This window comes from Rhodococcus sp. PBTS 1 (assembly GCF_001620025.1).
Classification (GTDB): domain Bacteria; phylum Actinomycetota; class Actinomycetes; order Mycobacteriales; family Mycobacteriaceae; genus Rhodococcoides; species Rhodococcoides kroppenstedtii.
Window position 1 is genome coordinate 3,260,987 of sequence record NZ_CP015219.1, and the last position, 26,979, is coordinate 3,287,965.

Below are 26,979 nucleotides of genomic sequence, written 5' to 3' on the forward strand. Positions count from 1 at the left end.
GGCATCACGAAGGATCAGCAGTGACCGCAGAGGGTTCGGATTTCGTCGTCGTCGCCAATCGCTTGCCGGTCGATCTCGACACCGCACCGGACGGGTCCCGGCGGTGGAAGCGCAGCCCCGGCGGGCTGGTCACCGCCCTCGAGCCGATTCTGCGCAACAACAACGGCGCGTGGGTCGGCTGGCCCGGGGTGCCCGACGTCGAGGTCGAGCCGTTCGAGGACGACGGCCTCGAGCTGGTTCCCGTCCCGCTGTCCGAGCGCGAGGTCGCCGACTACTACGAGGGCTTCTCCAACGCGACCCTCTGGCCGCTCTATCACGACGTGATCGTCCGCCCCGTGTACGACCGCACGTGGTGGGAGGCGTACGTCGAGGTCAATCGCCGCTTCGCCGAAGCCACCAGTACCGCGGCGGCCCAGAACGCCACGGTGTGGATCCAGGACTACCAGCTGCAGCTGGTGCCGAAGATGCTCCGCATGCTCCGGCCCGATCTCACCATCGGCTTCTTCCTGCACATCCCCTTCCCGCCGGTCGAGCTGTTCATGCAGATGCCGTGGCGCACCGAGATCGTCGAAGGACTGCTCGGCGCCGACCTCATCGGGTTCCACCTGCCCGGCGGCGCGCAGAACTTCCTCTACCTCTCCCGCCGCCTCGCCGGCCAACCGACCTCTCGCGGCAACATCGGCGTGCGGTCGAAACTCGGTGTGGTGCAGGTGGGTTTCCGCACCGTCCGCGTGGGTGCCTTCCCCATCTCCATCGACTCCGGCGAGATGGACGAGAAGAGCAAGCGGAAGTCGATTCGCGACCGCGCCCGCGAGATCCGTGCCGAGCTGGGCGATCCGAAGGTCATCATGCTCGGCGTCGACCGCCTCGACTACACCAAGGGCATCGACGTCCGGCTGGGCGCGTTCCACGAACTGTTGCTCTCCGAGAAGGTCGATCCCGAAGACGTCGTCATGATCCAGGTGGCCACCCCCAGCCGTGAACGGGTGGAGAGTTACCGGCACATGCGCGGGGAGATCGAGAGCAAGGTCGGCCGCATCAACGGCGAGTTCGGCCGCGTCGGACATCCCGTGGTGCATTACCTCCACCGGCCGATTCCTCGCGACGAACTCATCGCCTACTACGTCGCCGCCGACGTCATGCTGGTCACCCCGATCCGCGACGGCATGAACCTGGTGGCCAAGGAGTACGTCGCCTGCCGCAGCGACCTCGGCGGAGCACTGGTGCTCAGCGAATTCACCGGCGCCGCAGCGGAACTGCGTCAGGCGTACCAGTGCAACCCGCACGATCTGGACAACGTCGCCGACGCCATGATGGCCGCCATCGAGCAGGACCCCGAGGACGGTCGTCGGCACATGCGCGCGATGCGTCGTCAGGTCCTCGCCCACGACGTCGATCGGTGGGCCCGCTCCTTCCTCGCCGCCCTCGACCGCACCGGCGAGGACACCGCCCCGACCCAGATGGTCTCCAACCGCGAGATCGGCCAGGCCACCGTCTGATGGCGTCCCCCGTCGACGTTCCGGGGGCGGCGACCGCCCAGGTGGTCCAGACCTACCGGCTTCGCGAGGACCTGGTGGTGGTCCGGCTCGTGGGAGACATGATCCCCTTCGAGCCGGGCCAGTCGCTCGCCGTCACGGTGCCCGCCGCTCCCCGCGGCGTCCGGCGGTACTCACCGGCGATGCCGCCGTCCCGCGACGGCAAGTACGAGTTCCACGTCCGCGCCGTCCCCGGCGGGTGGGTCAGCGGCAGCATCGTCACGGACACGCGCGAGGGCGACGTGTGGACTCTCGACGCTCCCGCCGGCGACCTGCGGGTCGACCCGTCCGACGACGACGTCGTGATGATCAGCGGGGGAACGGGCTTGGCTCCGATGCTGGCGATTCTGCGGGACCTCGCCCGGCGTCGCACGCCGCCGCGGGTGCGCCTCTTCATGGGCGGCCGCTCACCGCGCGACCACTACGCCGCCGACATGGTGTGGCTCATGGCCCGTGAATACCCCTGGCTGACCGTGCTTCCCGTGGCGGAGCGGCCCGAGAACCCGCCGCATCGGGACCCGTGGTTCGACGCCGCGGAGGAGAACCGGCTGCTGGCGATGCCCGACGCGACGTACGGCCCGGATCGCCTCCTGCCCGGCCGGGTGGGCGAAGCCGCGGCGCGACGGGGGCCCTATCCGAATCAGCGTGTGCTGGTGTGCGGATCGCCCGCGATGGCGTCGTTCACCGTACGGGCGCTGGAGACGACGGGAACCCCGCCGGAGAACATCCGACGGGGTTGAGAGTCGCTGGTGCTCGGGTTGCTACTGCTTGCGTGAGCGGGGCTGCCAGACGACGAGCGCGTTGCTCCGTTGCACGGGAACGAGATCCCGCCGCATACCCGCGTGCAGCTGGGCCAACTCGGCCGCCATCTCGCTGATCCGCGACTGCAGCGCCTCGACCTGATTGGTCAGCTCGATGATGCGCTTGATCCCGGCGAGGTTGACGCCCTCGTCCTGCGAGAGCCGCTGCACCTCGCGGAGGAGCGCGACGTCGCGCGGCGAGTACCGGCGCCCGCCCCCGGTGGTGCGGTGCGGTGTCACCAGCCCGAGGCGGTCGTACGTGCGCAGCGTCTGCGCGTGCATTCCGGCCAGTTCCGCGGCCACCGAGATGACGAAGATCCGGGCGTCGGGATCGGCCGCCGCATCGGCCGGGCCACCGTCGGCACGCACCCCCCGAGCAGCGCGGCTCGTGCTCGCGTCGTCCGCCATCACCCTCGCCCCTCTCCTTCTCGGTCCGCTGTGGTCAGGCGCCGGGCCACCCGGCGCGGGGATCGAATCCGCCCGCCCGCTCGGCCTCGGCGTAGTGCTCCAGTGCTTCTCGGGCAGCATCGTCCAACTCGGACGGCACCGCCACCTTCACGGTGACCAGCAGGTCACCCGTCGTCGACTTCTTCGCGATCCCCCGGCCCTTCACTCGGAACGTGCGGCCGTCCGCCGTGCCGGCCGGGACCTTCAGCCCCACCCGACCGTCGAGCGTCGGGACGGACAGCGTGGTACCGAGCACCAACTCGCTGTAGGACACCGGGATCACCAGCGTCAGGTCGTCTCCGCTGCGGCCGAACACGCGGTCCGGCGTCACGTGGACGGTGACCAGCAGATCGCCGGCACCCGCTCCGCGTAGTCCCGCCTCGCCGCGGCCGGCCACACGGACCCGCTGACCGTCCGCCACGCCCGCCGGTACCCGCACGGTCACCGAGCGGGTGCGGTTCTGCACGCCCGTTCCCCGGCAGTCGGCACACGGGTCGTCGATGATCGAACCGGTCCCGCGGCAGTCGTCGCACGGCTCGCTGAAGCCGAACGCGCCCTGGTTGCGGCTGACGACACCGGATCCGTTGCACCGCGGGCAGACCCGCGGGCTGGTGCCCGGCTTGGCGCCGCTGCCGTGGCACGTCGTGCACGACGACGGGCTGGTGATGGACAGCGGCACCGACGTTCCGGTCGCCGCGTCGCGGAAGCTCAGGGTGACGTCGGCCGTGAGGTCGCTACCCTTGCGGGGCCGCGACGCCGCCGAGGTCCTCGACTGGCCACCGCGGTTGAACAGGCCGCCGAAGATGTCGCCGAGATCGGCTCCCCCGGCGCCGCCGCCGAACAGGTCGCCGACGTCGAAACCGCCCGCCGATCCTCCGCCGCCGAAGTTGGTTCCGCCGCCGGGCGAGAACCCGCCGCGGCCGAAACCGCCACTGGCGAACAGGGATCGGGCCTCGTCGTACTCCTTGCGCTTGGCCGGATCCGACAGCACCGCGTTGGCCTCGCTGACGGCCTTGAACTTGGCCTCGGCGGTCGCGTTGCCCGGGTTGGAGTCCGGGTGATTGTCGCGCGCCAGCTTGCGGTACGCCTTCTTGATCTCGTCCTGCGACGCGGAGGAGGAGACGCCCAGCTCCTTGTAGAAGTCCTTCTCGATCCACTCCCGTTGGCTCACCGGTCGTCTCCTCCTCTCGTGTCGATCATGCGGCTCGTCGTGAACCTAGGCCGAATTCGGGCCGTCGGTGGCCGATTCGGTTCCGGTCGGGCCGTCCACGACGGCCACCATGGCCGTCCGCAGCACCCGATCCCCGGCCGTGTATCCCTTGCGGAACACGCTGCCGATCACCGGGTTGCTGCCGTCGCCCTCGTGCTGCACGGCCTCGTGGACCGCGGGGTCGAACCCGTCGCCCTCGGCGCCGAAGGACGCGACGCCCTGGGCCGTGAACACGCCTTCGAGCTTGTCCGCCACCGATTTCAGCGGCCCCGACTCGAGATCGCCGTGCTGGCGAGCCCGGTCGAGATCGTCGAGCACGGGCAGCAGCTCCGACAACACCGACGCCTTGGCGTTCTCGATGTCGGCCTGCTTGTCCCGCGCCACCCGGCGCCGGTAGTTGGCGAACTCCGCCGACAGGCGCTGCAGATCCGCAGTGCGCTCGGCGAGTTCGTCCTTCTCCGGTTCCCGGGCCTGCTCGGCGGCCGGGGCGTCGGCGGCAGTGTCGTCGGTGGCGGCACCGTCGTCCGCTGCGGAGGGCTCCCCCGCCGAGGGACCCGCGAAAGTCTCCTCGGCGGCGGGATCGACGGCGGGGTCGTTCACCTGGTCGGTGTCGTCCGCACCCATCTCGTCTTCGCTCACTTCTTGTCGGTGTCGTTCGGCTCGTCGACGACCTCGGCGTCGACGACGTCCTCACGACCGTCGGTCGGAGCGCCGTCGGCTCCCGCACCGTCGGCGGCGGCGGACTCGTAGAGCGCCTGACCCAGAGCCTGCGACTCGGTGCTCAGCTTCTCCACGGCGGCCTTGATGGCCGCGAGGTCCGTGCCGGACAGAGCCGTGCGCGCCTCGGTGATGGCCGCCTCGACCTTCTCCTTGGTCTCTGCCGGAACCTTGTCCTCGTTGTCCTTGACGAACTTCTCCGTCTGGTAGACGAGCGACTCGGCCTGGTTGCGGGTCTCGGCCTCCTCGCGACGGGTCCGGTCCTCCTCGGCGTGCGCCTCGGCGTCCTTCACCATCCGCTCGATCTCCTCCTTGGAGAGGCCGGAGCCCTCCTGGATCTTGATCGTGTTCTCCTTGCCGGTGCCCTTGTCCTTGGCGGTCACGTGGACGATGCCGTTGGCGTCGATGTCGAAGGTGACCTCGATCTGCGGCACGCCACGCGGGGCCGGGGGCAGCTCCGTCAGCTCGAAGGAGCCGAGAAGCTTGTTGTGCGAAGCGATCTCGCGCTCACCCTGGAACACCTGGATCTGCACCGACGGCTGGTTGTCGTCCGCCGTGGTGAAGGTCTCCGAGCGCTTCGTCGGGATGGTGGTGTTGCGCTCGATGAGCTTGGTCATCACGCCGCCCTTGGTCTCGATGCCGAGGGACAGCGGGGTGACGTCGAGCAGCAGGACGTCCTTGACCTCACCCTTGAGCACACCGGCCTGCAGCGCGGCGCCGACGGCGACGACCTCGTCCGGGTTCACGCCCTTGTTCGGCTCACGGCCGCCCGAGAGCTCCTTCACCAGCTCGGACACGGCCGGCATACGGGTGGAGCCACCGACGAGCACGACGTGGTCGATGTCCTTGACCGCGATGCCGGAGTCCTTGACCACGGCCTGGAACGGCGCGCGAGTGCGGTCGAGCAGGTCCGAGGTGATGCGCTGGAACTCCGAGCGGGACAGCTGCTCGTCGAGGAACAGCGGGTTCTTGTCCGCGTCGACGGTGATGTACGGGAGGTTGATCGAGGTGCTCTGGCTGGACGACAGCTCGATCTTCGCCTTCTCCGCGGCCTCGCGCAGACGCTGCAGAGCCATCTTGTCCTTGGTCAGGTCGATGCCGTTCTGGCTCTTGAACTTCTCCACGAGCCAGTCGACGATGCGCTGATCCCAGTCGTCACCACCGAGGTGGTTGTCACCGGAGGTCGCGCGGACCTCGACCACACCGTCGCCGATCTCGAGGAGGGACACGTCGAACGTGCCGCCGCCGAGGTCGAACACCAGGATGGTCTGTTCCTTCTCGCCCTTGTCCAGGCCGTACGCCAGGGCGGCCGCGGTGGGCTCGTTGACGATGCGCAGGACGTTCAGGCCGGCGATCTGGCCGGCTTCCTTGGTGGCCTGACGCTGCGCGTCCTCGAAGTACGCGGGGACGGTGATGACGGCGTCGGTGATGTCCTCGCCCAGGTACGCCTCCGCGTCGCGCTTCAGCTTCATCAGCGTGCGCGCCGAGATCTCCTGCGACGTGTACTTCTTGTCGTCGATGGCGACGGTCCAGTCGGTGCCGATGTGGCGCTTGACCGACCGGATGGTGCGGTCGACGTTGGTGACCGCCTGGTTCTTCGCGGACTGTCCGACCAGCACCTCGCCGTTCTTGGCGAAGGCGACGATGGACGGGGTGGTACGTGCACCCTCGGAGTTGGCCACCACGACCGGTTCGCCGCCCTCCAGGACGGACACGACCGAGTTGGTGGTCCCGAGGTCGATTCCGACCGCACGAGCCATGTGAGAAACCTCCTGATAGATGCTCGGGTGATTCGACAAGCTGCCTGCCTGAGCGAACTGCGCTCAAGTTTGCCTGTCGGATTCCGTACCCGTCAAGTTCTCCTTGAGTGGACCACGCTCAATGGCAGTCGTACGGCTCAACGGGTGCGGTGGGGACTTTGTTCCCGTACCCCGTCGCGGGGGTTCCGGACCTGCCCCGGCCCCACCACGCACCTGCGTGGTGGCACACGACTCGGCCGGATCGGCGGGATCCCGGAGAATCGGCGCACTCGTGTGCAGCGAGGCATGAGGCGACGGCCTCGCTCCCGGGCGCATGGTTGCTGCGCAGCGCAGCCGGATCCGCGCGCGGTCCAGGCATCCGCGCCTGCTGCAACACCGGCGGATCGCGGGAAGTGCAGCGGATCGGGGTGCGGCCCTCGGATCGGGGTGCGGCCCGCCACCGGATCGGCCTCCACCTGCCTCACCGCACACAGGTCGACCGAATGGACAGGTTCCCGTCGATCCGGCCCACCTGTGTGCAGCCAGGCAGGCCCGTCCCCGCAGCCCGCGGGGCGTTCCCATCGCGTGAACCGGGGTAGCCGGGAGGGATGACCACCCTGGACACCCTGCTGGACGAGCACGGCCGCACCTACGCCGACGAGGCCGGCATCACGCTGAAGGACACACCGTCACCGCTGTTCGAGCTCCTGGTGCTGACCCAGCTGCTGAGCGCGCGGATCTCCGCGGACATCGCCGTCGCGGCGGCGCGGGAGCTGTTCTCCGCCGGATACCGCACGCCGGAGAAGATGGCCGCGGCGTCGTGGCAGGACAAGGTGGACGCCCTCGGCCGCGGCCGCTACACCCGGTACGACGAGTCGACGGCCACCCGTCTCGGCGAGACCGCGGAGAAGGTGCGCAGCGACTACCACGGCGACCTGCGGCGGCTGGCGGAGAAAGCGGACGGAGATGTCGGGGCGGCGTCCCGGCTGCTGCAGGAGTTCGACGGCATCGGGCCGACGGGCGCGGACATCTTCCTGCGCGAGGTGCAGGACGTCTGGCCGTGGGTCGGCCCGTACTTCGACGAGAAGGCGCTGGCCGCGGCGAAGGACCTGGGGCTGCCGACGGACCCGGCGAAACTCGGCGACCGGGCACGGAGCGGCGAGCGCGCGGTGCTGGCCGCTGCGCTGGTGCGCCACTCGCTGTCGTGAATCGTGTACCCCCGGCCCCGCATTCCGGGGCCTGGACTCCACGATTCCACCTCGATTCGGAGCGACACTGAACGCATGACCCTCGACGACGTCGCCGACGAGCTCTACGGCCTGGACCCGGCCGACTTCGTCCGGGTCCGCACCGAACGGCAGAAGCAGGCCCGAGCCGACGGCGACAAGGCCCTGGCCAAGGACATCGGCGCGCTGCGCAAACCCACGACGGTCGGCTGGGTGCTCAACGTCCTGGTCCGCGACGCCGAAGACGAGGTCGGTGACCTGTTCGACCTCGGCGAGGCGCTCCGGGAAGCGCAGCAACACCTGTCCGGCGCGACCCTGCGCACCCTCACCAAGCAACGCCAGCGGGCCGTCCGCGCCCTGGCGACGCGGGCCGCCGAGATCGCCGTCGACCGTGGCCACGAGGTGGGTGACGACGTCACGCGCGAGGTGGCGTCGTCGCTCGGCGCGGCGCTCGCGGACCCGGCCGTGGCCGACGACGTGCGCGCCGGTCGCCTGCTGGGCGCGGTGGAGTACAGCGGATTCGGCCCGCTCGGCTTGGTCGCCGTCCCCGACACACCGGAGGACGCCACCCCGCCCGAGCCGTCGAGCCCACCCGAGGACGACGACGCGGCGCAGAAGAAGCAGGCCGCGAAGGAACGGAAGGAACGGGAGGAACGGGAGGAACGGGAGGAAGCCCGTCGTCACGCGGAGGCGGAGCTCGCCGACGCCCGCACGGGGTTGGACGACGCCGAGTCCGCCCTGGCCGACGCGACCGACCGCCGCGACGACGCACGCGCCGAGGTCGAGCGGCTGCGCGAGGCGCTGGAGCAGGCCGAGGAGGAGGCCGCCGCCCGGGAGCACGACGTCGACGAGGCGACCGCGGCACGGGACGCCGCCGACGCACGTGTCCGCAACGCGACGACGCGCCTCGATCGGATGTAATCGAGACGCGTCGTCGGAGCGAGTGACGTCAGGCGCAGGTGCCCGCCGTGGGCACGCCGCGGAACCGGGCGTCGATCCAGTTCAGTCCGCCGGTGAGGCCGATGAAGTCCGGCAGCACGTGGCTCAGGGCGAGACCCGGCAGGATGAACGGCAGTCGCTGCGTGTTCAGCGTGACGTTCGCACCGCGGCCGCACCACTCGCGGGAGAGCTGCTCGGCCTGGCCGTAGGGCACGATGTCGTCACCGGTGCTGGTGTCGACGTACACCGGCGAGTTCGGAGTGCGGTTGCCGACGCGGTTCTCCGCCAATACTTCTTGGGCCTCGGGGATGTTCTTCAGGTAGTCCGAGAGGGATTGGCCGTTGGCGATCCACTCGTTGGTGCGGTGGAAGCCGATGGTCAGCGCCGACTCGACGATGCACTGGTTCTCCGCCGCCGCCAGCACGGCCTTGCCGTTGGCGTTGGTGGACGCGTCGATGATCGGGATGAGCTCGGGGTTGGTGCGCTTGAGGCCGTTGACCGTGTATGCGATGACGCCCGTGAGGAACGTGCCGTCCACCTGCGACAACGTGGCGGCGAGGTCGGCCACCGGCGCACCGGCGTAGGTTCCGGCGATCTTCAGATCCGGCGCGTACTCGGGCGCCAGCTCGGTGGCGGCCGCGACGGCACCGCCGCCCTGGGAGTAGCCCCACAGGCCGACGGGCGAGTCCGGACCCACCTTCACGCCCTGCAGCTTCAGCGCCGCGCGGGCCGCGTCGAGCACCGCGTGCGCCTCGGCCGCACGGTTGACGTACGTGTGCGTACCGGGCGTGCCCAGTCCGTCGTAATCGGTGATCATGACGCCGTAGCCCTTGGACAGCAGGGCGTAGGTGGAGACCAACTCGTACTCGACCATCAGACCCAGGATCGGCTGGTAGGTCAGGACGTTGTTCAGCTGGTGCGACGGCGCGCACTGATCACCCTGGCCGTGCGTACCCGGCGCGATGACCACCAGCGGGCGCGGGCCCGGCCCGGTCCACGGCGCGGAGGGATCGATGTAGGTGCCGGTGACGGCGTTCGGCTGATCGTTCGCGTCCTGGCTGCGGTACATGACGCGCGTGGCGGTGCCCGGAATCGGCCCGTTGGGCAGCGGCAGGGACAGCGCGAGGTTCGACGGACCCGTGCGGATCAGGTCACCTTCCGCGCCCGGAGGCAGCGGATTCGGCGGGGTGTAGAAGCCGGCGGCCGGACCGGGCGGCTCGGCGACGGCCGTCGGCACTCCCAACCCGACGATGCCCAGGCACAGGGCGAGCCCCACCCCCGCAAGTTTCACAGCGCGCACGCGTCCACATCCCATCCACCCCGGGGGCGACGACGCGCCCCGACCGAACCGTTGCATCCGAGAAACTACGTGACGCCAGGCACATCCCCGACATCCGTTCGGCCCCGATCACGATTTCCGTGTCCGGTCATGGCGCGTGCTCGTCGACGCTTGGGTTCGGCCACAGAAAAAGACGAACCGGATAGCCTCGTTCACATGACCACGGACGGCCCGGCGCAGCATTCACCGTCCCCCGACAGTCGGCGTCCGCCTCCGGTGTCCGACAGTCGGCGTCCGCCTCCGCGACCCCGCATCCACGTCGACCCCCTCCACGACCCCGTCCCGGACACGCCCCCGCGCGCCGTCGGAACTGCCGTGGCGGCCGTCGCCCTCGGCGTCGTGGCAGTGCTCGCCGCCGCGGTCGCCGTCGCCGTCGACCTGACGACCGTTCGGGAGCGCCTCCGGGCGGTCGTCCTGGCCGACGCCCCCGACACCAGCGTCACCGACGCGGCCGACACCGTCACCGTCACACTCACCGTCGCCGGCGCCGTCGCGGCCGTCGTGGTCCTGCTGGGCCTGCTCGGCGCCCTGCAGCTCCGCGGGCGGAGGGCCTCCGCGCGCAACGTCCTGGTGACGACGGCGGTGCTCGCCGCCGCGGGCAGCGCGGCGTTCGTGATCGCCACCGACGACGCCGTGGCGCGGCCCTGGGTGTACGTGCCGGCGGGCGGTGCGGTGCTGCTCGTGATCGGGGCGGCGCTGGCCTTCACGTCCGCCGTCGGCCGCTGGCTTCGGGCGGCCGAGCATCGACGGACGTCGTAGTCCCTGCCGTCCCTACCGGGAGAGGCCGGCCAGGATGCCCTCGGCGCTGCGCACCGCGACCTCGCACGCCGACGCCGTGAACCGGTCCAGCAGCGGATGCGTCGAGCGCGCACGCCAGGTCCGGACGGCGGCCAGCGCGGCATCGCGCAGTTCGGACTCGGAGGCGTCCGGATCGCACCCGAGACGCGTCGCCGCATCCATCCCCTGCGCCCCGATCACCAGCGCCAACGCGGCGCGCTGATCGTCGGGGAGTCGAACCTCGCGCGCGCGCATCCGGCCGATGAGGCGCAGCTCCCGGAACCCGTGCGCGTCGGCGAGGGTGCGCCGCACCTCGTCGGCGATCTGCTGCGCGCCCGGCGTCGGGTGGTCGTGGAGAATGCGGTCGAGCGAGACCAGCGCGGAGTGCGCCTTCAACTGATCCGCGCGGTCGCCGAACTGGGCGTCGAGCACCTGGCGCAGCTCGTCCAGGCCGCTGCGTTCCACGAGTTCGCGCGCCAACGCCGGCGAGTCGCGCGTGCCCATCCGAATCAACGTGACGGCCAACCGGATTCCGAACAGGCCGAACCGGTCGGCCAGCCCGGCCCGGGTCTCGGCGTCGACGGGCAGCGGCATGTCCGGCCGGACGAACCGATCCGCGGACAGCATCGCCAGCGAGAGATCCTCCGGAGGTGCGTCCGCGAGCGCCACCAGCGCGGCGAATTCGCTCTGCCGCAACGTCCGCGCGCCCAGCGCGAGAAGACCCGCGACGGGAACGACGGCCTGACACAGACCGGTCTTCTCCAGCTCCCCCGCGAAACGCGCCGCGACGTCCTTGGCCGACAGCAGCGCATCCATGCGGCCGGCGCCGATCTCGTCGGCGCGTGACACGACACCGATGACCCCGAGCGGTCCCGATTCGCCGCCCACCGCGTCGTTGATCCGACCGAGAAACGTCGTGTCCGCGGCGCTGAGGGTCCGAAGCAGGTAGACGACGGCGTCCGCGCCGGACGCGGCGTCGTCCGGAGTGAGCATCGCGAGGGTCCGTTCGGAGACGTCGCGCGACAGCGACGACGTGCCGGGGGTGTCGACGATGGTGTTTCGCGCCAACGCCCGCGCCGGCCACTCGACGTCCAGCCGGTCGACGCGGTCGGCCGTCAGCTCGCCGAAATCGAAGCTCAGCCGGCCGTTCCGACGGACCACGGGGATCTCGGCGGCCTTGTCGCCGTCGTACCGGGCGGTGACCGACGGGGCGAGTCCGCGTCGGTACCAGGTGACGACGCGGGTGCACTCGGTGGCGTCGGTGGGCGCGATGTCCTGACCGACGAGGGCATTGAGCAACGTCGACTTGCCGGCTTTCAGCGATCCGGCGAGGGCGATCCGCAGCGGCTCGTCGAGCCGCTCGCCGCACTCCTGCACCGCTTGTCGCGCAGTAGGATCCGCCGCGTACTCGGCTCGCGCCGCGGCGACGAGGGATCGGGCTCGGTCGATCGTCGCGCTCACGCGGGCAGACCTCGCTTGCCGTCGGCGGGCGGCGCGTCCGTCGGGTCGAGGGTGCGAGCGATGCGGCGCAGCGTCGCGACGTCACTCAGCGCACGTTCGAGTTCCGCCGTGCGAGAAGCACGTTCGCTGCTCTGGAGCGTGGCGGCCTCCTGCGCGGCCTTGAGCGAATCGTCGACGGACCGCAGCGTCTGCTCGGCCACCTCGGTGAAGTGATCGCGCAGCACCCGCTGCACGGCGCGCAGCCGGTCGCGGGATTCCTTGCCCACCTGGAACGCCACGTCGTCGGTGAACTTGCGGATGGCCTGTTTCGCATCGGCGCGGCGCTTGAGGACGCGCTGTTCCTTGTCGTCCTTGTACGCCTTGCTGCCCAGCAGCACACCGGCGCCCAGGGACACGGGGTTGAGCAGGGCGAACCCCATCATCGTCGACACGAGACCGAACATGAGCACGCCGCCGTAGGACCCACGCATGCCCACCAACACCTTGGAGGTGATGCCCATGCGGCCCGACTCGAGGTCGGACAGGGAGGTGACGGGGTCCATGATGCCGTCGAGTTCGGCGAGCGCGGCGATGTCACCGGCCGGGAGCTGCCCCTCGCCGGACTCGGCGAAATGCCGAGCGACGTTCTCGGCCAGATAGATCGACCGCTCGTGTGCCCACACGAAGTTGTCGCCGACGGCGTCGGCGATCTGTGCCTGGAGCCACTCGCCGATGCGCGTCCAGTCCTTGCCCGGATCGCCCTCGTCGACGGCGGTCTCCGCCTCGCGGGTGATGTGGCGCAACCGGTCTCGCAGATCGTGGTCGATGTCGGAAGCCAGGTCGGCGATGCCGTCGGCGAGGGTCTGCTGCCACCGGCTGCTGCGTCGACGCATCTCGTCGGCGGATTCGCGGGCACGCTGCAACCCACCGACGGCCGCGGCGGCGGACTCCGGGTCGCGCAGCGCCGCCAGTTCGCTACCCAGCGCGAGGGCGACGTGCTCCGCGACCGACGTGACGTCAAGCGCCACCGCCTTGCGGGTGGTGACGGCCGCGCTGCGGACGACGCCGCGCAGGAACTCGTACAGCGCCGGGAAGCCCGACTCCTCGTCGAGCGACGTGTCCTGAAGGCGCAGGGCGTGCGAGCGCAACAACGACGAGACGGGCAGCAGCGGAACCTCGACACCCTCGCGCGACAGATGCTCGCGATCGACGTCGACGATCCGGCGCCAGTGCGGGTAGAGGTCGGTCTTGGTGATCAGGCAGGCCACGGCCGGGCACAGGTCGACGGCGCGGCGCAGGAACGCGACCTCGGGCTCGGTGAACTCCTGCGACGAATCCGACAGTACGAGAACGGCATCGGCGGAGGAAATGAGTCCCAGAGTGGCGCTGGCGTGCGGGTTGCCGTGGCCACCGACACCCGGGGTGTCCACGATGACGAGGCCGTCCGCCAACAGCGGCGAGGACACGGTGATCTCGAGGCGCAGGACGTCGCGACCCTCCGCCCGCGGATCCGACGGGGTGACGGCGTGGATGTCCTCGAACGGAATCGAGATCCGCGCCGGGTCGCCACCGGGCTGCGCGACGACCAGCTCGGCCCGACGCTCGTCGCCGTGCGCGACCATCGTCGGCACGGCCGTGGTCTCGTCGTCACCCACCGAGCAGACGTCGAGTCCGAGAAGCGAATTGACGAACTGGCTCTTGCCCTGCTTGAGCGGTCCCACCACGACGATGCGCAGCCGCGGATCGGCGACCCGCTCGCGGGCGGCCGCCACCCGATCGACCAGGTCCCGTCGGCCGGCCTTGGCCGCGACCTCGCCGGTCCGGGTGAGCAGGTCCGCGAGGGTCGTCGGCGCGTCGGCGCGAGCCGGGGTCGCCGCGGTGGCCGCCGGCACCGTGCCCTGGGGCGCATTCTGCACCGCGCCCTGGGGCGCATTCTGCACCGCGCGGTCGCGCGCATTCTGCATCGGAACACCATTTTCGTTCGAGCCGTGGGTGGGCGACGACGTGGCGGGAGACTGTGAGGTCTCACCACCTCTTTCCTACCGTAAGGGACGACCCCGCACGCGGGGAGCGCGTGCGGGGTCGTCGGTCGAGCGGGGTCGTGCCTACTGCGGGTCGTGCCTACTGCTTGTCGTGCCTACTGCGTGTCGTCGGCCTGATCGGTCGCGGTGTCGATCACGGCCTCCTGGCCGGCGTCGACGCCGCCGCCGAGAGCGCCGCCCAGTCCGCCGCCCAGCGCGCCGGTGAGGCCACCGGTGAGGCCACCCGTCACGTCGCCCGCGGTGTCGGCAACGGCACCGACCCCGCCGAACGCGTCGTCGGCGTCCACGTTCTGCCAGGTGTCGGCGACTCCACCGGTCAGATCGGCCGTGGAGTCGACCGCGCCGCCGAGCGAGCCCGCGGTGTCGACCGCGCCGCCGAGCGAGCCCGCGGCGTCGAGTGCGCCGCCGACCGTTCCGGCCGCACCCAGTGCGCCGCCGACGGCACCGCCGATGGCGCCGGCCGCGTCGGCCGCCCCACCGAGGTCTCCGGCGGTGTCGACGACCCCGCCGAGAGCGCCGGTGGTGTCGACGGTGCCGGCCAGGTCACCGACCAGGCCGGTGTCGAGCCCGAGGCCCGTGCCCAGGCCCAGCCCGGCGCCGATCGCGCCGTCCGAGGCGAGGGCACCGCCGAGCCCGGCCGTGGCGCCGGTGGCCGCGTCCAGTCCGGCTCCGGCCAGGGTGTCGGCCGCACCGACGACGCCGGCACCCAGACCGCCCGCGATCTCGCCGCCGGCGACGATGCCGCCACCGAGAACCGTGCCGAGGTTGCTGTCCACCGTGGCCGTGACGTCGAGCAGGCCGTCGGTGTCGATCGCCCCGCCCGCAGCGAGGGCGCCGTTCAGCGCGGTGTCCAGAGCGGACGTCAGCTGGCCACCCGCTCCCAGCGCCGCACCCAGGGTGCCCGCGGTGTCGACGGCGCCGGAGGCACCGAGGACCGCGCCCAGCGCGCCGCCCAGTTCGGTGCCGACGGAACCGCCGACTCCGAACGCCGCGCCCAGGGCCGCGGACAGATCGCCGGTCACACCACCGGCGGCGTCGACGACGCCGGCGACGTCGAGGGCTCCGGTGAGCGCCGTGGCCAGGTCGCCGACGAGCTCGGCGTCGGCGTCCAGCGCACCGCCCAGGGCACCGGCCACCGCACCGCCGAGATCACCGGCGAGCAGAGCCTCGGTATCCAGGTCACCGAGCACCGTGCCGCCCAGCACCGCACCCAGCGTGCCGCCCAGCCCCGCGGCGGCCGCGCCGCCCGCGCCGAGGGCACCGGCGAGGCTGCCGCTCAGGTCCAGACCGGTCTCCGGGATCGCCACCTCGCCCAGCAGTCCGAGTCCGGCTCCGATCGCGCCGGTGAGGGCACCGGTCAGCTCGGCACCGAGCTCGAGGTCGGGGGCTGCGTCCAGGACGGTGCCCAGAGCCGCCTCGAGGTCCACCCCGCCGGCCAGGAGGGCCGCCAGCTGCGCCTGCAGATCGGCGGTGAGGGCGCCGCCCAGGGCACCACCGAGGGTGCCGCCGACGGTCGCGGCGAGCTCGCCGCCCGCGGCCAGCGCGCCGCCGAGAGCAGCGCTCAGGTCGCCGGTCAGGTCGAGCCCGCCGGTCAGGCCGAGCGCGGTGTCGAGCGCGCCGGCCAGGGCAGCCGCACCGGTGCCGGTCAGGCCCAGCGCCGCGGCCAGCGCCGCACCGAGGTCCGCTCCGGCGGCCAGGTCGGTCACGCCGGACAGCGCGCCGCCGAGTGCCGCACCGACGGTGCCGGCCAGTTCGCCGCCGGCGCCGAGGGCCGCGGCCAGACCCGCGGACAGCTGCGCGGCGAGGTCGCCGGCGAGCAGGGCGTCGAGGTCCAGTCCGGTGCCGACGATGCCGGTGAGCGCACCGGTGAGGTCCGCACCCAGGTCGAGTCCGGGCACCGCACCGAGCACCGCGCCCAGTGCCGCATCGAGGTCGAGACCACCGGCGAGCAGACCCGCCAGCGTCGCCTGCAGATCCGCCGTCAGCGCACCGCCCAGAGCCGCACCCAGCGTGCCGCCCACGGTGGCCGCCAGATCGCCGCCCGCCGCCAGCGCGCCGCTCAGCGCCGCACCGACCGTCGCGGCCAGGTCACCGGTCAGGTCCAACTCACCGCCGAGGCCCAGCACCGCGTCGAGAGCGCCGGCCAGCGTCGCCGCACCGGTTCCGGTCAGGCCCAGAGCCGCAGCCAGTGCCGCACCGAGGTCCGCACCGGCCGCCAGATCCGTCACCCCGGCCAGAGCGCCACCCAGAGCCAGACCCAGCTGACCCGCGGCCTCGCCGCCGAGCGCCAGACCGGCCGTCAACGCCGCACCGAGCTGCGCCGCCAGGTCACCACCCAGCAGAGCCTGCAGGTCACCGGTGAGCAGCCCGCCCGCGCCGAGCGCGGCGGCCAGAGCACCGTCGAGATCGAGCGCCCCGCCGAGATCCAGGGCCCCGCCGAGACCGGCGCCGAGGCCGAGCACCGCGCCGAGAGCGGCGTCCAGATCGAGGCCGCCGCCGAGCAGGGCGGCCAGCTGCGCGCCCAGGTCGCCCGTCAGGTCGGCGCCGAGCACGCCGCCGAGGACGGCGCCGAAGGCCGCGCCCAGGTCGCCGGCGACCGTGCCGCCGGCGGTCAGCGCGCCGGCAAGGGCTGCGCTGAGAGTCGCGCCGAGGTCACCGGCCAGGTCGAGGTCGCCCGCCAGACCGAGTGCACCGTCGAGCGCCGCGCCGAGCTGCGCGGCCAGGCCGCCGCCGAGGCCGAGGGCGCCGGTGAGTGCCGCGCCGAGGCTGCCGCCGACACCGAGGAGCGCGTCGAGGTCCAGCCCACCCGCGGCGTCGACGACGCCGCCCAGGAGCAGGCCGAGGCCGGCACCGAACTCGCCGGCGATGTCGCCACCGGCGGCGAGGGCCGTCTCGAGGGCGCCGGAGAGCGCGGTGGTCAGGGAGCCGGCCAGCGCCGCGATCACGGTCGCGTCGAGCATCCCGGTGAGGGTGGCGCCGAGGTCGCCGGCAGCGTCGATCGCGGCACCGAGGCCGGCGGTCAGCGAGCCGGTCAGGTCGGCACCGGCGCCGAGGGCACCGCCGAGGATCACGCCGAGGCCACCGGCGAGGCCGAGGCCGCCGGTCAGCGCGGCAGCGAGTTCCGCACCGAGGGCGCCACCGGCGGTGACGGCGGTGCCGAGCACGCCGCCCAGGGCCGCGCCGAGGTTGGCGCTCAGCGCGCCGCCCAGCTCGAGGGCGCCGCCGAGGGCGCCGGACAGATCGAGAGCACCGCCGAGGTCGAGGTCGGTGATGGTGCCGAGGACGGCGTCGAGTGCTGCGGTGAGCTGAGCTCCGGCGCCTGCACCGAGGCCGAGTGCAGCGGTGAGAGCGCCGGCGAGCGTCGCGCCGAGCTCCGCGAGCACGTCGAGATCCAGCAGCCCGCCCAAGGCCAGCAGGCCCTCGAGAGCAGCGCCGAGGGCGGCACCGAACTGCGCCGCGAGCTCGCCACCGAGGGACAGGCCGTTGCCGATGACGAGCGCGAGGATGGACGTGAACTGGCCGGCGAGGTCGAGGTCCCCGAGGGTCAGGTCTCCCAGGCTGAGGGAGCCGAGATCGAAGGCGCCGAAGTCGATCGCACCGAGATCGATCGCACCCAGGTCGATGGCGCCGAAGTCGAGGTTGCCGAAGTCGAAGGCGTTGTCGAAGATGTTCAGCCCACCGAGGTCGATCGCCCCGAAGTCGAGCCCGCCGAGGTCGAGGAAGCCGAAGTCGGCGTTGCCGAAGTCGACGTTCCCGAAGTTCAGTCCGCCCAGGTCGAAGTTCCCGACGCTGTTGTCGTTGCCGACGTTGCTGATGGCGCCGATGGACCCCACGGCCAACGACCCGCCGACGAGGGACGGGGCGAAGGTGTTGGTGATGTCCCCGAAGTTGTTGGTGTTGGCGTTCGAGATCGTGTTGGTCACGTTGCCGGCGTTGACGATCGAGGCCAGGCGCGAGCCGCCGTCGAACAGGCCGGACTCGGACACCATCGGGGCGACGGCCACGATGTCGGCGGGGCAGACCTCGGGCAGGCCGGCGGCGTTCAGCGCGCGCTGCGGGTCGGCGCAGTACGCGGCGGCGGCCTTGTCGTCGCGGAGGAGGTTGAGGATGAAGTCGAGAACGGCGTTGGTGGCCATCGTGGGTGTCCGATCGTCGAGGGTCTCGGGTCGACCGATGGGTCTCGGCCGCGTTGTCATCGAAACTAGGGCGATTGGTGATCTGTCCCAACGGGGCCGAGCCCCCTTCTCGCCACCCGGGGGTTCCCGGGGGCCCGAGCCGCGCCGTTAGGGGGTATAGGGGATCGATCCCCCAGTCGGTCGGAAACGTGCTGTGATGTGTAACGAACGGTCGCCGGACGACGACGTCACGGGCGGACGGGTGACACTGCGAACGGGAGTCGGCGACATGGCGTCAGGGTTGGGCACGAAGGTCGGCACGGCCACCGCGATCGCGGTCTCGGCGGGGTCGGCCGATCTGCACGACGCCCGCGTCGTCGCGCGGCCGTCCGCACTCGAGATCGACCCGAACGGAGACGCTCGGTTCGCCGACGCCGCCGACCGCTCCGGGTCCGTCGTCCGCGGCTACGCCGGGCGGGTCGGCGACCCCGTCGACCTGGTGACCGACGACGGCCGCACCTTCTCGGGCGACGAGCTCGTCGCCCGCACGCTCGCCGGCCTGATCGAGGAAGCCGGACCGCACACGTCCGTCGTCGTCGCCCACCCCACCGAATGGTCGTCGTACACCGTCGACCGCCTGCGCTCCGCTGCGGCCGAGCGCGGCATCGAGGCGGAGTACGCCCCCGAAGCGCTCTGCACCGTCGCCTGGCTCCAGCAGACGCCCGACGCCGTCGCGGACGGTGTGGTCGCCGTCGTCGACCAGGGACAGAGCGGCACCACCGCGTCCGTCGTCCGCACCGGCGACGAGGCCGTGCTGCTCGGCCGCACCGTGCGATCCGACGACACCGGGGGCGCCGCCATCGACGGTCTCCTGCTCGAACACGTTCTCGCGCAAGTCGACACCGACGCCCTCGACCCCGCCGACCCGGCCACCGTCGATGCCCTCGCGGACCTCCGTGAGCGGTGCGCGACGGCCAAGGAGGCTCTTTCCGCCGACACCGACACCGTGGTTCCGGTTCGGTTGCCCGGCGTGTCCGCCGACGTGCGCGTGGTGCGGTCGGAACTCGAGGAACTGTTGCGGGAGAGCGCCGACGACGTCGTCCGCGTCGTCGAGGACGCCCTTCGCTCCGCGGGGGTCGACGCCGCGACCCTGTCCCGCGTGGTGCTCGCCGGCGGCGGCGGCGCGATTCCCCTTCTCACCGAGACGTTGTCCGCGAGACTTCGTGTCCCCCTCACCCTGAGTTCCGACCCGGCAGCGACGTCGGCGTGGGGCGCGGCGCTCACCGCGACCCGGCTCGCGGCGGTCGCGCCTGCTGCGGCGGCCGCGACGACCGACGACGCCGAGACCGACCTCATCGCCCCGATCGAGCGACGCCCCGAGCGCGCCCTGCCGCCCGTGCCGGTCACGCCGCACTCCCACGCCAAGCCCGCCACCGGTCGACGACGCGCGGGCGTCGTCGTCGGAGTGGCCGCGGCGGTCGCCGTGCTCGCCGCCGGCGGGCTGTCGGTCGGCGTGGCCACCGGCGTCGTCGACAACCCCATCTCCGACTCCCCCGCCACCAGCGCCGTCGTCGAACCGGCCTCGGTCGACGACGCCACCGGCGGCGAGACGACCGGAATCGGTTCCGCCGCCACGGGATCCGCGGGAGCGACGAATCCGAGCACGGGCGCGCGGATACCCGGCAGCACCGCGGCCGGATCGCCCACGACGAGCACGGCACCAGGCGCCCCGGGAGCCGCCGTTCCGACCGGCGCGGCCGAGGTTCCGGGCGTGACGGCGCCGGACGTGCAGGTGCCGTCGGTGAACGCGCCGACGCTGCCCGCCTACACGCCTCCCCCGGCGCCGACGTTCCAGGCTCCGTCCCTCCCGCAATACACGCCCCCGAACGTGGTGGGCGGCATCACCAACGGGGTCGGCGGCGTCGCCGACGGTGTCGGCGGTGTGGTGGGCGGCGTCGGCGACACGGCCGGATCGGTGGTCGGCGGCGTCGGACAGGGTGTCGGCGGGCTTCTCGGCGGACTCACCGGACAGTGACCCTCGACGACGCCCCGGCCGGAGCCACGGCCGTCGACGTCCGGGACCACTCCGCGCTGACCGTCCTCGCGCTGCGGTCGGTGGGTCTCGATCCCGACCCCTATCTGGTCTCCGAGATCGCGGCGCTGCCGATTCCCGACGCCGTGAGCGCGATCGAGCGGACGGCGGACCTGACCGACGTGTCGTCGGTGCTGCGGGGGACGGTCGGGCCGCACGGCACCACCATCCTGCTGCGCCGCGTCGCCACCGGACTGCTGGACGCGCAGATCCTCGCCCCCGACACGGCCGTCGCGTTGGCGACGGCGGGTGTTCGACTTCCCGCGCTGGCCGACTTCCTCACGCGGACAGCAGAATCGGCGACGCCCGAACAGGCACCGGCGTTATGGGACGCGGCGATCGCCGCGGGCGCCGACCCGGGCCGCGCGGCCGCGCCTCGCGCGCAGGCGCGCCTGGCCGTCGGCGACCTCGACGCCGCGGCGCAGCAGGCCGACACCGTTCTCACCGAGCCCACGAGCGACGACGAGGCCGTGCGCGGCGCGGCCCAGGTGGCGGCCACCGTCGCCCTCCGCCGCGGCGCTCCCTCGCACGCCGCCTCGGTCTACCGCTGGCTCGGCGCTGCCCGCGCGGGATCGGATGTCGCCCACGCGGTGGTGTCGCTCCTCGCCGTCGGCGAACGGGAGACGGCCGAGACCTTCTCGGGCGCGCCGTCGGCGGCGCTGCCCACCAGTGACACGGCTCGGAACGGCCTGGTCGCGGCCGGCATGCTCGCATCGGTGTCCGAAACCCCGACGGCGGCACTGGGTTCGATGCTCCGCGCCTGTGCCCTGGCCGACCCGACGACCGACGACCACCCGGCGTCGTTGGCCGGGCTTCTCGCGATACACCTGGGCGACCCGCGGACGGCGCGGGACGTGTTGACCGAGGCGTCGACGACCCGCACCGGCCTTCTCGGCGCGTGGGCCGCCATGCTCCTCGGCGACGTCGACGCCGCCGAGACCTGCATTCGCAGGACCGAACCCGAGCGCCTGGACCGACGAGACCTGTTGTGGTGGAGCGGACTCCGTGCCGCCGTCGCACGGCGACGCGGTGACACCGGGGCCCTGGCGTCCACTCTCGCCGACGCTCGTCGTCTGCTCGTGGAGGTCGAACCCGACCTCTACACCGTCCTTCCCGTCGGCGAACTGTGGCTCGCCTCGACGCGCCTCGGCGACGCGGGGCGCATCCGGCACGCCGTCGACCGCACGTCCGCGATCCTGGCCGGTCTCGGCGAGCCTCCCCTGTGGGCCACGGCGTGGCACTGGTACGGCGTCCAGGCCGCCATTCTGGCGGGAGCGCCCGCGGACCTGGTGCCGCACGCCCGAACTCTGGGAGCCCTGGCCCAACACAGTCCGCACGCCGCGGCGGTGGCGGCGGCCGGCCGCTGCTGGCTCCGCGTCCTGCAGGGCGAACCCGACGCCGACGACGTCCGCGCGTGTACCCGGTCTCTCGAACGGTTCGGCCATGCCTGGGAGGCCGCACGCTTGGCGAGCGACGCCGCCCTGCGGGTCGACGACACCCGCACCGCCACCGCACTCCTGCAGACCGCGCGCGAGATCACCTCGGCCGCATCTGTTCCCGACGCCACGTCGTCGGCCGGCGAGCTGACCGACCGCGAGGCGGAAGTGGCCCAGCTCTTGGTGCTGGGCCTGACCTACCGGGAGATCGGCGCCCGCCTGTACATTTCGGCGAAGACCGTCGAACACCACGTCGCCCGTATCCGGCGGCGGCTGGACGCCGGTTCCCGGTCGGAGTTGCTGTCGATGCTGCGCGCCGCGGGGTACGGGCAGCAGGAGGAACGCGAGCAACCATGACGCCCGACACGCCCACGACCGACACCCCCGCGCCCGGTCGCGTTCTGGGGCTGCACGTCACGGACCGGGCCGCCGTGGCGGTGGTGCTCTCGTCGACGACGGGTGAGATGGTGCGCGTGCCCGTCGTGACCGACGGTGTCCTCTATCTTCTCCCGGACGGGTCGTCCTCCCTGACGCGGCCGGACGAGCCGAGCCCGACCGTCGATGTGGTGGACCGCTTCTCCGATCACCTCGGCGATCCCGCCGGTGTGGTGTCCGCCCACGGCGCGGTCCTGCGCGCGGAGGACCTGCTGGCCACCGTGCTGCTCCTGCTGATCGACCGGGCACTGCCCGACGCGGACATCGTCGCCGTCGCACATCCGACCACGTGGTCGACGGAACAGACCGCAGCACTCCAGGATTCGCTCGCGTTCCTGTCGCTGTCCGGCGTGGACCTGGTGCCGGTCACGGGCGCTCCCGCCGGCACCGTCGACGACCACCTCGCCGTCGCCCTGGCCGCGGCCCGCACCGCCGCCGGCCTCGCACCGAGTCCCGTTCCGGGCGTCGTCGAGTCGACGGACCTCGCGCCGGAGTCGCGCCGTCGACGGCTTCCCCTCGTCGTCGGGGCCGCGGCCGCGACGATCGCGATCGCTGCCGCGGTCGCCGGGGCGATCGTCGTGACGGGCGACCGCACGGTGAGCACCGCCGTCCCCGTCATCGCCGACGCGAATCCCGCGTCCCCGACCACCACGACCCGGCCCGGGGTGTCCCGTTCGGCGGGACCGTTCCCCACGGTCCCCGCCGGTGCCGCGGTCTCCGCCGTGGACGTCGCGGCCACCGTGCCGGAGGTCGCCGCACCGGCGTCCCCGCCGGCCGCGTCGGCGCCCGTCCCGTCGCCGTCCGTGGTGCTGCCCGTCGTGCCGGTCGGTCCCCCGCCCGGACCCACCGTCGATCCGGCCCCGTCGGACTCGCCCGCTCCCGAGCCGGACCCCGTTACCGAACCCGGCGACACCGATCCTTCGGAAACGGAACCGGGCGAGTCGGACGAAGAGACGCCGGGTGACGACGAGTCCCCGAGTGTTTCGACGTCGCCGGCACCGTCGACCGCGGGATGACGACGGCGGAATTCGGGAAACATCACGGAGCCGTCTCGTAGTTCGGCGGGTGTCGGACCCAGCCGATAGGGTGGGCGTACCGGGCGTTCTGTTATCCCGGACCGACACGACTCGCCGAGGGGGACGACAGCTGTGGTTGCGCGCCGGAACACCCGTGCGGACGGGCGTCTCGGCGATGCCGCACCGGCCTCGGCGGAACTGGCCCTCGCACTCGTCGATGCAGGCACCGTGGTCGCCGCCCGCATCGACGGTGCCGAGGCGCAGCTGTTCCGGTGTCCCACCGTCGCCGGCAGCGACGCGAGCGGGCAGGTGGTCGCCGCCGCGGCCGGGACCTCGGGCTTCGTGGACGGCCTCGACCGGACGGGGGCGTGGGTCCTCGACGGCCGCCACCTGCGCACCGAGGACGTCGCCGCGGGTTTCGTCCTCTCCGTCGTCGCAGCCGTTTGCGAGCTGTACGGCCTTCCCCGCGACACCACCGTCACCGTCCTCCACCCGGCGCACCTGTCGCCCGACGCGGTCGAGGCGTTGCGCGACGGTCTCGATCACGGAGGATTCGGCGGATCGCTGCGGGCCGCCACGTCGGCCGATCCCGAGATCGCCGCCCGCTCCGAGCTGACCCCGCAGCCCCGGCTCGACCGGCCGGCCCGTCGCCGACGCCGCGCGCCCGCTCCGACCCGCGCCGCCGTGTTGGCAGCCGCGGGTGCCCTCGTCGTCCTCGTCGGCGGCGCCACGGCGGCGACCCACCTCGACGACGCCCGCGACGTCGAGCCCGCCACCTCGCGCGACGTGGTGCCGCCGGTCGGCAGCGCGACGTCGGGTGACGCGACGGCCGGTGACGCGACGCCGGAAGACCAGGCCGTCGACCCGTCGTCGACGCCGGATCCGGCCGCCCCGGAGAGCGCGCCCGCGCCGGAGGCTACGGACTCCGCTGCGGTCGAACCGCCGCCCGCGAGCGCGACCACCGTGCCCGGGTTCGCGCCGGCCCCGGGTCTCACCTCGGTGCCGGTTCCGCCCGACGGGCAGTGGCCGCCGTTCTCCGTCCCGGACCTTCCGGACCTCCCCGACCTGCCCGGTCTCCCCACCCTGCCCGAGTTCCCGCTCCCCGCCACGACGGCGCCGGCTCCGACCAGTACGGCGGCGCCGACCACGACGCCGTCCCCGAGCGGCACCACCGGCGCGGTGACGCCCACACCCTGAGGCGACCGGATACGGCTCACAGGGTTCGCTCATCTCGATGCCCTAGGCTCCTGTGCGCCCTCCGGTCGAGACCGATCGCCCCACGACCCCGGTGGACATCAGTGCCCCCGAAAGGACTTCATGCGTCACGCCGCCCTCCTTCGGTTCTCCGCCCTGCTCGGCGCCACGGTTCTCGGAACGGGTCTTTCCGCAGCCGTCGCCACCGCGGCACCGATCGAGAACGGGCCCGCCCAGCTGCCCGCGAATCGATTGCCGGCCGAGCTGGTCGCGGCCGTGCAGCGAGACCTGCATCTGAGTCCGCAGGAATACCTGGACCGCGCGGCCGCGGCGCAGCAGCTGCGGTCCTACGCCGACGACTTCCGGCAGCAGAACCCCGCCGATTTCGCGGGCGCGTGGATGGGTGACGACGGCGTCCCGGTGGTCGCCGTGACCACCACCGAGGCGGCAGCGCGCGTGGCCGACGACGGCTTCCGCAGCCGACAGTCGCCCGTGTCGGCCGACAGCCTCGACGCGTCCCTCGCCGAGTTCGGTCGCTGGGTCTCGGCGCTCCCGCGCGAGGTGTCGTCACAGATCAATTCCGCGGCCGTCGACGTGCTGCGCGGCAAGGTGGTCGTCGACATCGCCAACAGCCCGATCGGACGCGCACTCGATCTCCCGACCGCCATCGCCAACCTGCAGGTGGTTCTCTCGCCGCCGGCCCCGGCGCCCGGCGGCACTCCGGCCGTCACCGGCGGTGACGACTACGTGACGTCGTCGGAGGACCTCGCCACCGCACCACTCGAGAGCATCGAGATCTGCTCGTTCGGCTTCGCCGCCACGGACGCGTCGGGCCGCCCGGTCAGCCTCTCCGCCGGCCACTGCGATCCCGGTCCCGGCCCGGACGGCACTGCCCGCGTCTACCTCCCGTCCGGTGCGGACGTGCGGGCCAGCGCGCCCGTCGGTCGCTTCGATCGGTCCACCGTCGGCGGCCCCGCGGGACTCGACTGGTCGGTCATCGCGCTCGACGACGCCGGCGTCGCGGCCGGTCTTCACGAGCCCGCCGTGCGCGGTGCCGGAGGCACGACGCTCACGATCACCGGAACGGCGGCGCCGGTCATCGGCGCCCCGGTGTGCAAGTCCGGCCAGGCGTCGTCGTTCACGTGCGGTGTCGTCGCAGCCGACCGGGTGGAGACGCAGCTGATCCTGGGCGACGGCAGCGAAGCCACCATCCGCGGATTCGCCAGCACCGCCTGCACTCTCGCCGGCGACAGCGGCGGCGCCATCGTCACGGGCACACTCGCCCTGGGCATCACCAGCGGCTCGAACAGCGGGGGCGCCCCCAGCTGCGGCGAGGCCAATCTCGCGCTCGCGCAGTACGGCGGCACGGCGAGTCTCGGCATCCCGATCCAGGCCGTCGCCGCAGAGTCCGGCACCACGGTGCGCACGTCGTGAGAGTCCGTGCCGCCGTCGTCGCGGTCCTGCTGACGAGTACCGCGCTGGGCACCGCTCCCGCCGCGACGGCGCAGGAGCCGGTGGCCGTGACACTTGCCGACGCACTCCAGCGCGACCTCGGGCTGACCGAATTCGACTGGCACCAGCGCTCCGCTGTCGCCGCGGACCTCACGGCTTTCGCCGATCGTGCTCGCGTCGACTTCGCCGACAGCGTTGCCGGGGTGCGCCTCGACGCCACCGGGCAAGGGGTCGTCGACCTGACCAGCGGGACCACGCTCGACGCGGCACGTGCCGCGGTCCTGCGAGCCGGGTTCACCGTCGGGACCGTCGCCGCCGACGACGCACCACAGGCCACCCTCTCGGCCACGTCGATCGCCGACGCGACATCGTCGGGTGGCGACGGCATCGTCGCGTCCTCGGGCACAGCCGGTCTGCGGTGCTCGGTGGGGTTCAACGGCACCGATTCCGGTGCGCCCGTGATCGTCACGGCCGGCCACTGCGACCCGAACCTCGCCGCGGCGGGAACCTCGGGGGCCTCGCAGGTGCAGGGCCTGGACGGGTCACCGTTGGGCACCGTCGCGCGCGGGTCCCTCGACGGGCACGACTGGTCGGTCGTACGCCTGAACGACGACGTAGCGGACCGCTTCCGCAACAACGACATCCGCGTGCCGGGAGCCGCGCCGCTCGACATCACCGGTGTGGCCGAACCCGTGGTCGGCATGCCCGTCTGCAAGGCCGGCGCCACCACCGGATTCACGTGCGGCACCGTGACCGCCGTGGGACGGACCGTCGACGTCGGGGCTCGGGTGCTGCGCGACGCCGTCGTCACCGACATCTGCGCCCTGCAGGGTGACAGCGGTGGACCGTTGGTGTCCGGCACCTTGGCCGTGGGGGTCTCGAGTGCGTCCAACGTGGGGCAATACGGTCAGTGCGCCGTGGCCGACGCCGTCGCCTTCGTGTCCGGTACCGGACCGCAACTCTTCGCCACGCCCATGTCGAAGATCCTCGAGGACAATCCCGGGTTGAGCCTGCGTACGTCGTGACCA

At 72.5% G+C, this 26,979-nt stretch carries 19 protein-coding genes; 11 read left to right on the forward strand and 8 right to left on the reverse strand.

Features of this window, described 5'->3' with window-relative positions; genetic code table 11:
• Window positions 1–20: 20 nt before the first annotated feature.
• Window positions 21–1,499, forward strand: a complete 1,479-nt coding sequence (locus A3Q40_RS14890; RefSeq protein WP_068103299.1) for an alpha,alpha-trehalose-phosphate synthase (UDP-forming) — start codon at window positions 21–23, stop codon at window positions 1,497–1,499.
• Complete coding sequence (locus tag A3Q40_RS14895; protein ID WP_068103300.1) at window positions 1,499–2,275, forward strand: FAD-binding oxidoreductase; 777 nt, start codon at window positions 1,499–1,501, stop codon at window positions 2,273–2,275. Before A3Q40_RS14890 ends, A3Q40_RS14895 begins: the two co-directional genes overlap by 1 nt.
• A 21-nt stretch (window positions 2,276–2,296) precedes the next feature.
• On the opposite strand, the gene A3Q40_RS14900 is transcribed toward A3Q40_RS14895, so the two are convergent.
• From A3Q40_RS14900 to dnaK, 4 genes are read right to left on the reverse strand one after another with little or no spacing between them, the layout of a single operon-like run.
• Window positions 2,297–2,743, reverse strand: coding sequence for a heat shock protein transcriptional repressor HspR (locus A3Q40_RS14900; protein ID WP_068103302.1), 447 nt, complete (start codon window positions 2,741–2,743; stop codon window positions 2,297–2,299).
• A gap of 34 nt (window positions 2,744–2,777) precedes the next feature.
• On the reverse strand, window positions 2,778–3,953 hold the full coding sequence (gene dnaJ, locus A3Q40_RS14905; RefSeq protein ID WP_068103303.1) for a molecular chaperone DnaJ: 1,176 nt from the start codon (window positions 3,951–3,953) through the stop codon (window positions 2,778–2,780).
• 45 nt (window positions 3,954–3,998) lie between these two features.
• A complete protein-coding gene (gene grpE / locus A3Q40_RS14910; protein WP_068106338.1) occupies window positions 3,999–4,616 on the reverse strand; it encodes a nucleotide exchange factor GrpE in 618 nt (205 codons plus the stop codon).
• Window positions 4,617–4,627: 11 nt separating this feature from the next.
• Entirely contained in the window at window positions 4,628–6,469 is a 1,842-nt protein-coding gene (dnaK, locus tag A3Q40_RS14915) for a molecular chaperone DnaK (RefSeq protein WP_068103305.1), read from the reverse strand.
• 587 nt (window positions 6,470–7,056) lie between these two features.
• On the opposite strand from dnaK, the gene A3Q40_RS14920 reads away from it, so the two are divergent.
• The gene (locus A3Q40_RS14920) at window positions 7,057–7,656 is read left to right on the forward strand and encodes an endonuclease (RefSeq protein WP_068103307.1); all 600 of its coding nucleotides are present in this window, start codon (window positions 7,057–7,059) and stop codon (window positions 7,654–7,656) included.
• 75 nt (window positions 7,657–7,731) lie between these two features.
• Window positions 7,732–8,595 carry a hypothetical protein gene (locus A3Q40_RS14925; protein ID WP_068103308.1) on the forward strand — a complete coding sequence of 288 codons (864 nt, stop codon included), beginning with the start codon at window positions 7,732–7,734 and terminating at the stop codon, window positions 8,593–8,595.
• Window positions 8,596–8,623: 28 nt separating this feature from the next.
• On the opposite strand, the gene A3Q40_RS14930 is transcribed toward A3Q40_RS14925, so the two are convergent.
• Window positions 8,624–9,928, reverse strand: coding sequence for a lipase family protein (locus A3Q40_RS14930; protein WP_068103310.1), 1,305 nt, complete (start codon window positions 9,926–9,928; stop codon window positions 8,624–8,626).
• 180 nt (window positions 9,929–10,108) lie between these two features.
• Here A3Q40_RS14930 and A3Q40_RS14935 point away from each other — a divergent pair, with 180 nt between their 5' ends.
• On the forward strand, window positions 10,109–10,711 hold the full coding sequence (locus A3Q40_RS14935; RefSeq protein ID WP_157889606.1) for a hypothetical protein: 603 nt from the start codon (window positions 10,109–10,111) through the stop codon (window positions 10,709–10,711).
• 12 nt (window positions 10,712–10,723) lie between these two features.
• On the opposite strand, the gene A3Q40_RS14940 is transcribed toward A3Q40_RS14935, so the two are convergent.
• From A3Q40_RS14940 to A3Q40_RS14950, 3 genes are all read right to left on the reverse strand, one after another.
• Window positions 10,724–12,190: a dynamin family protein gene (locus A3Q40_RS14940; RefSeq protein ID WP_068103314.1), complete on the reverse strand. Its 1,467-nt coding sequence runs from the start codon at window positions 12,188–12,190 to the stop codon at window positions 10,724–10,726.
• Window positions 12,187–14,133, reverse strand: a complete 1,947-nt coding sequence (locus A3Q40_RS14945; RefSeq protein WP_082833941.1) for a dynamin family protein — start codon at window positions 14,131–14,133, stop codon at window positions 12,187–12,189. Before A3Q40_RS14945 ends, A3Q40_RS14940 begins: the two co-directional genes overlap by 4 nt.
• 173 nt (window positions 14,134–14,306) lie before the next feature.
• Window positions 14,307–18,347 (reverse strand): IniB N-terminal domain-containing protein, encoded by a 4,041-nt coding sequence (locus A3Q40_RS14950; RefSeq protein ID WP_068103316.1) that lies wholly within the window; start codon window positions 18,345–18,347, stop codon window positions 14,307–14,309.
• 268 nt (window positions 18,348–18,615) lie between these two features.
• Between A3Q40_RS14950 and A3Q40_RS14955 the strand changes: the two genes are divergently transcribed.
• The 6 genes from A3Q40_RS14955 to A3Q40_RS14980 all read left to right on the forward strand — a co-directional run bounded on the left by A3Q40_RS14955 (window position 18,616) and on the right by A3Q40_RS14980 (window position 26,976).
• Complete coding sequence (locus A3Q40_RS14955) at window positions 18,616–20,361, forward strand: Hsp70 family protein (RefSeq protein WP_069973048.1); 1,746 nt, start codon at window positions 18,616–18,618, stop codon at window positions 20,359–20,361.
• Window positions 20,358–22,211, forward strand: coding sequence for a helix-turn-helix transcriptional regulator (locus A3Q40_RS14960; RefSeq protein ID WP_068103320.1), 1,854 nt, complete (start codon window positions 20,358–20,360; stop codon window positions 22,209–22,211). Before A3Q40_RS14955 ends, A3Q40_RS14960 begins: the two co-directional genes overlap by 4 nt.
• Window positions 22,208–23,305, forward strand: a complete 1,098-nt coding sequence (locus A3Q40_RS14965; protein ID WP_068103322.1) for a hypothetical protein — start codon at window positions 22,208–22,210, stop codon at window positions 23,303–23,305. The genes A3Q40_RS14960 and A3Q40_RS14965 overlap by 4 nt, the downstream gene beginning before the upstream one ends.
• Window positions 23,306–23,437: 132 nt before the next feature.
• The gene (locus tag A3Q40_RS14970) at window positions 23,438–24,502 is read left to right on the forward strand and encodes a hypothetical protein (protein WP_068103324.1); all 1,065 of its coding nucleotides are present in this window, start codon (window positions 23,438–23,440) and stop codon (window positions 24,500–24,502) included.
• 120 nt (window positions 24,503–24,622) lie between these two features.
• The gene (locus tag A3Q40_RS14975) at window positions 24,623–25,933 is read left to right on the forward strand and encodes a S1 family peptidase (protein WP_068103326.1); all 1,311 of its coding nucleotides are present in this window, start codon (window positions 24,623–24,625) and stop codon (window positions 25,931–25,933) included.
• Window positions 25,930–26,976, forward strand: a complete 1,047-nt coding sequence (locus tag A3Q40_RS14980) for a S1 family peptidase (protein ID WP_068103328.1) — start codon at window positions 25,930–25,932, stop codon at window positions 26,974–26,976. Before A3Q40_RS14975 ends, A3Q40_RS14980 begins: the two co-directional genes overlap by 4 nt.
• Window positions 26,977–26,979 lie beyond the last annotated feature (3 nt).

Excerpts from the sequence above, each read along its gene's own strand:
- A3Q40_RS14895 (WP_068103300.1), top strand. The coding sequence starts at position 1,499 with ATGGCGTCCCCCGTCGACGTTCCGGGGGCGGCGACCGCCCAGGTGGTC.
- A3Q40_RS14900 (WP_068103302.1), bottom strand. The coding sequence starts at position 2,743 with ATGGCGGACGACGCGAGCACGAGCCGCGCTGCTCGGGGGGTGCGTGCC.
- grpE (WP_068106338.1), bottom strand. The coding sequence starts at position 4,616 with ATGGGTGCGGACGACACCGACCAGGTGAACGACCCCGCCGTCGATCCC.
- dnaK (WP_068103305.1), bottom strand. The coding sequence starts at position 6,469 with ATGGCTCGTGCGGTCGGAATCGACCTCGGGACCACCAACTCGGTCGTG.
- A3Q40_RS14920 (WP_068103307.1), top strand. The coding sequence starts at position 7,057 with ATGACCACCCTGGACACCCTGCTGGACGAGCACGGCCGCACCTACGCC.
- A3Q40_RS14925 (WP_068103308.1), top strand. The coding sequence starts at position 7,732 with ATGACCCTCGACGACGTCGCCGACGAGCTCTACGGCCTGGACCCGGCC.
- A3Q40_RS14930 (WP_068103310.1), bottom strand. The coding sequence starts at position 9,928 with ATGGGATGTGGACGCGTGCGCGCTGTGAAACTTGCGGGGGTGGGGCTC.
- A3Q40_RS14935 (WP_157889606.1), top strand. The coding sequence starts at position 10,109 with ATGACCACGGACGGCCCGGCGCAGCATTCACCGTCCCCCGACAGTCGG.
- A3Q40_RS14945 (WP_082833941.1), bottom strand. The coding sequence starts at position 14,133 with ATGCAGAATGCGCGCGACCGCGCGGTGCAGAATGCGCCCCAGGGCGCG.
- A3Q40_RS14950 (WP_068103316.1), bottom strand. The coding sequence starts at position 18,347 with ATGGCCACCAACGCCGTTCTCGACTTCATCCTCAACCTCCTCCGCGAC.
- A3Q40_RS14955 (WP_069973048.1), top strand. The coding sequence starts at position 18,616 with ATGGCGTCAGGGTTGGGCACGAAGGTCGGCACGGCCACCGCGATCGCG.
- A3Q40_RS14965 (WP_068103322.1), top strand. The coding sequence starts at position 22,208 with ATGACGCCCGACACGCCCACGACCGACACCCCCGCGCCCGGTCGCGTT.
- A3Q40_RS14975 (WP_068103326.1), top strand. The coding sequence starts at position 24,623 with ATGCGTCACGCCGCCCTCCTTCGGTTCTCCGCCCTGCTCGGCGCCACG.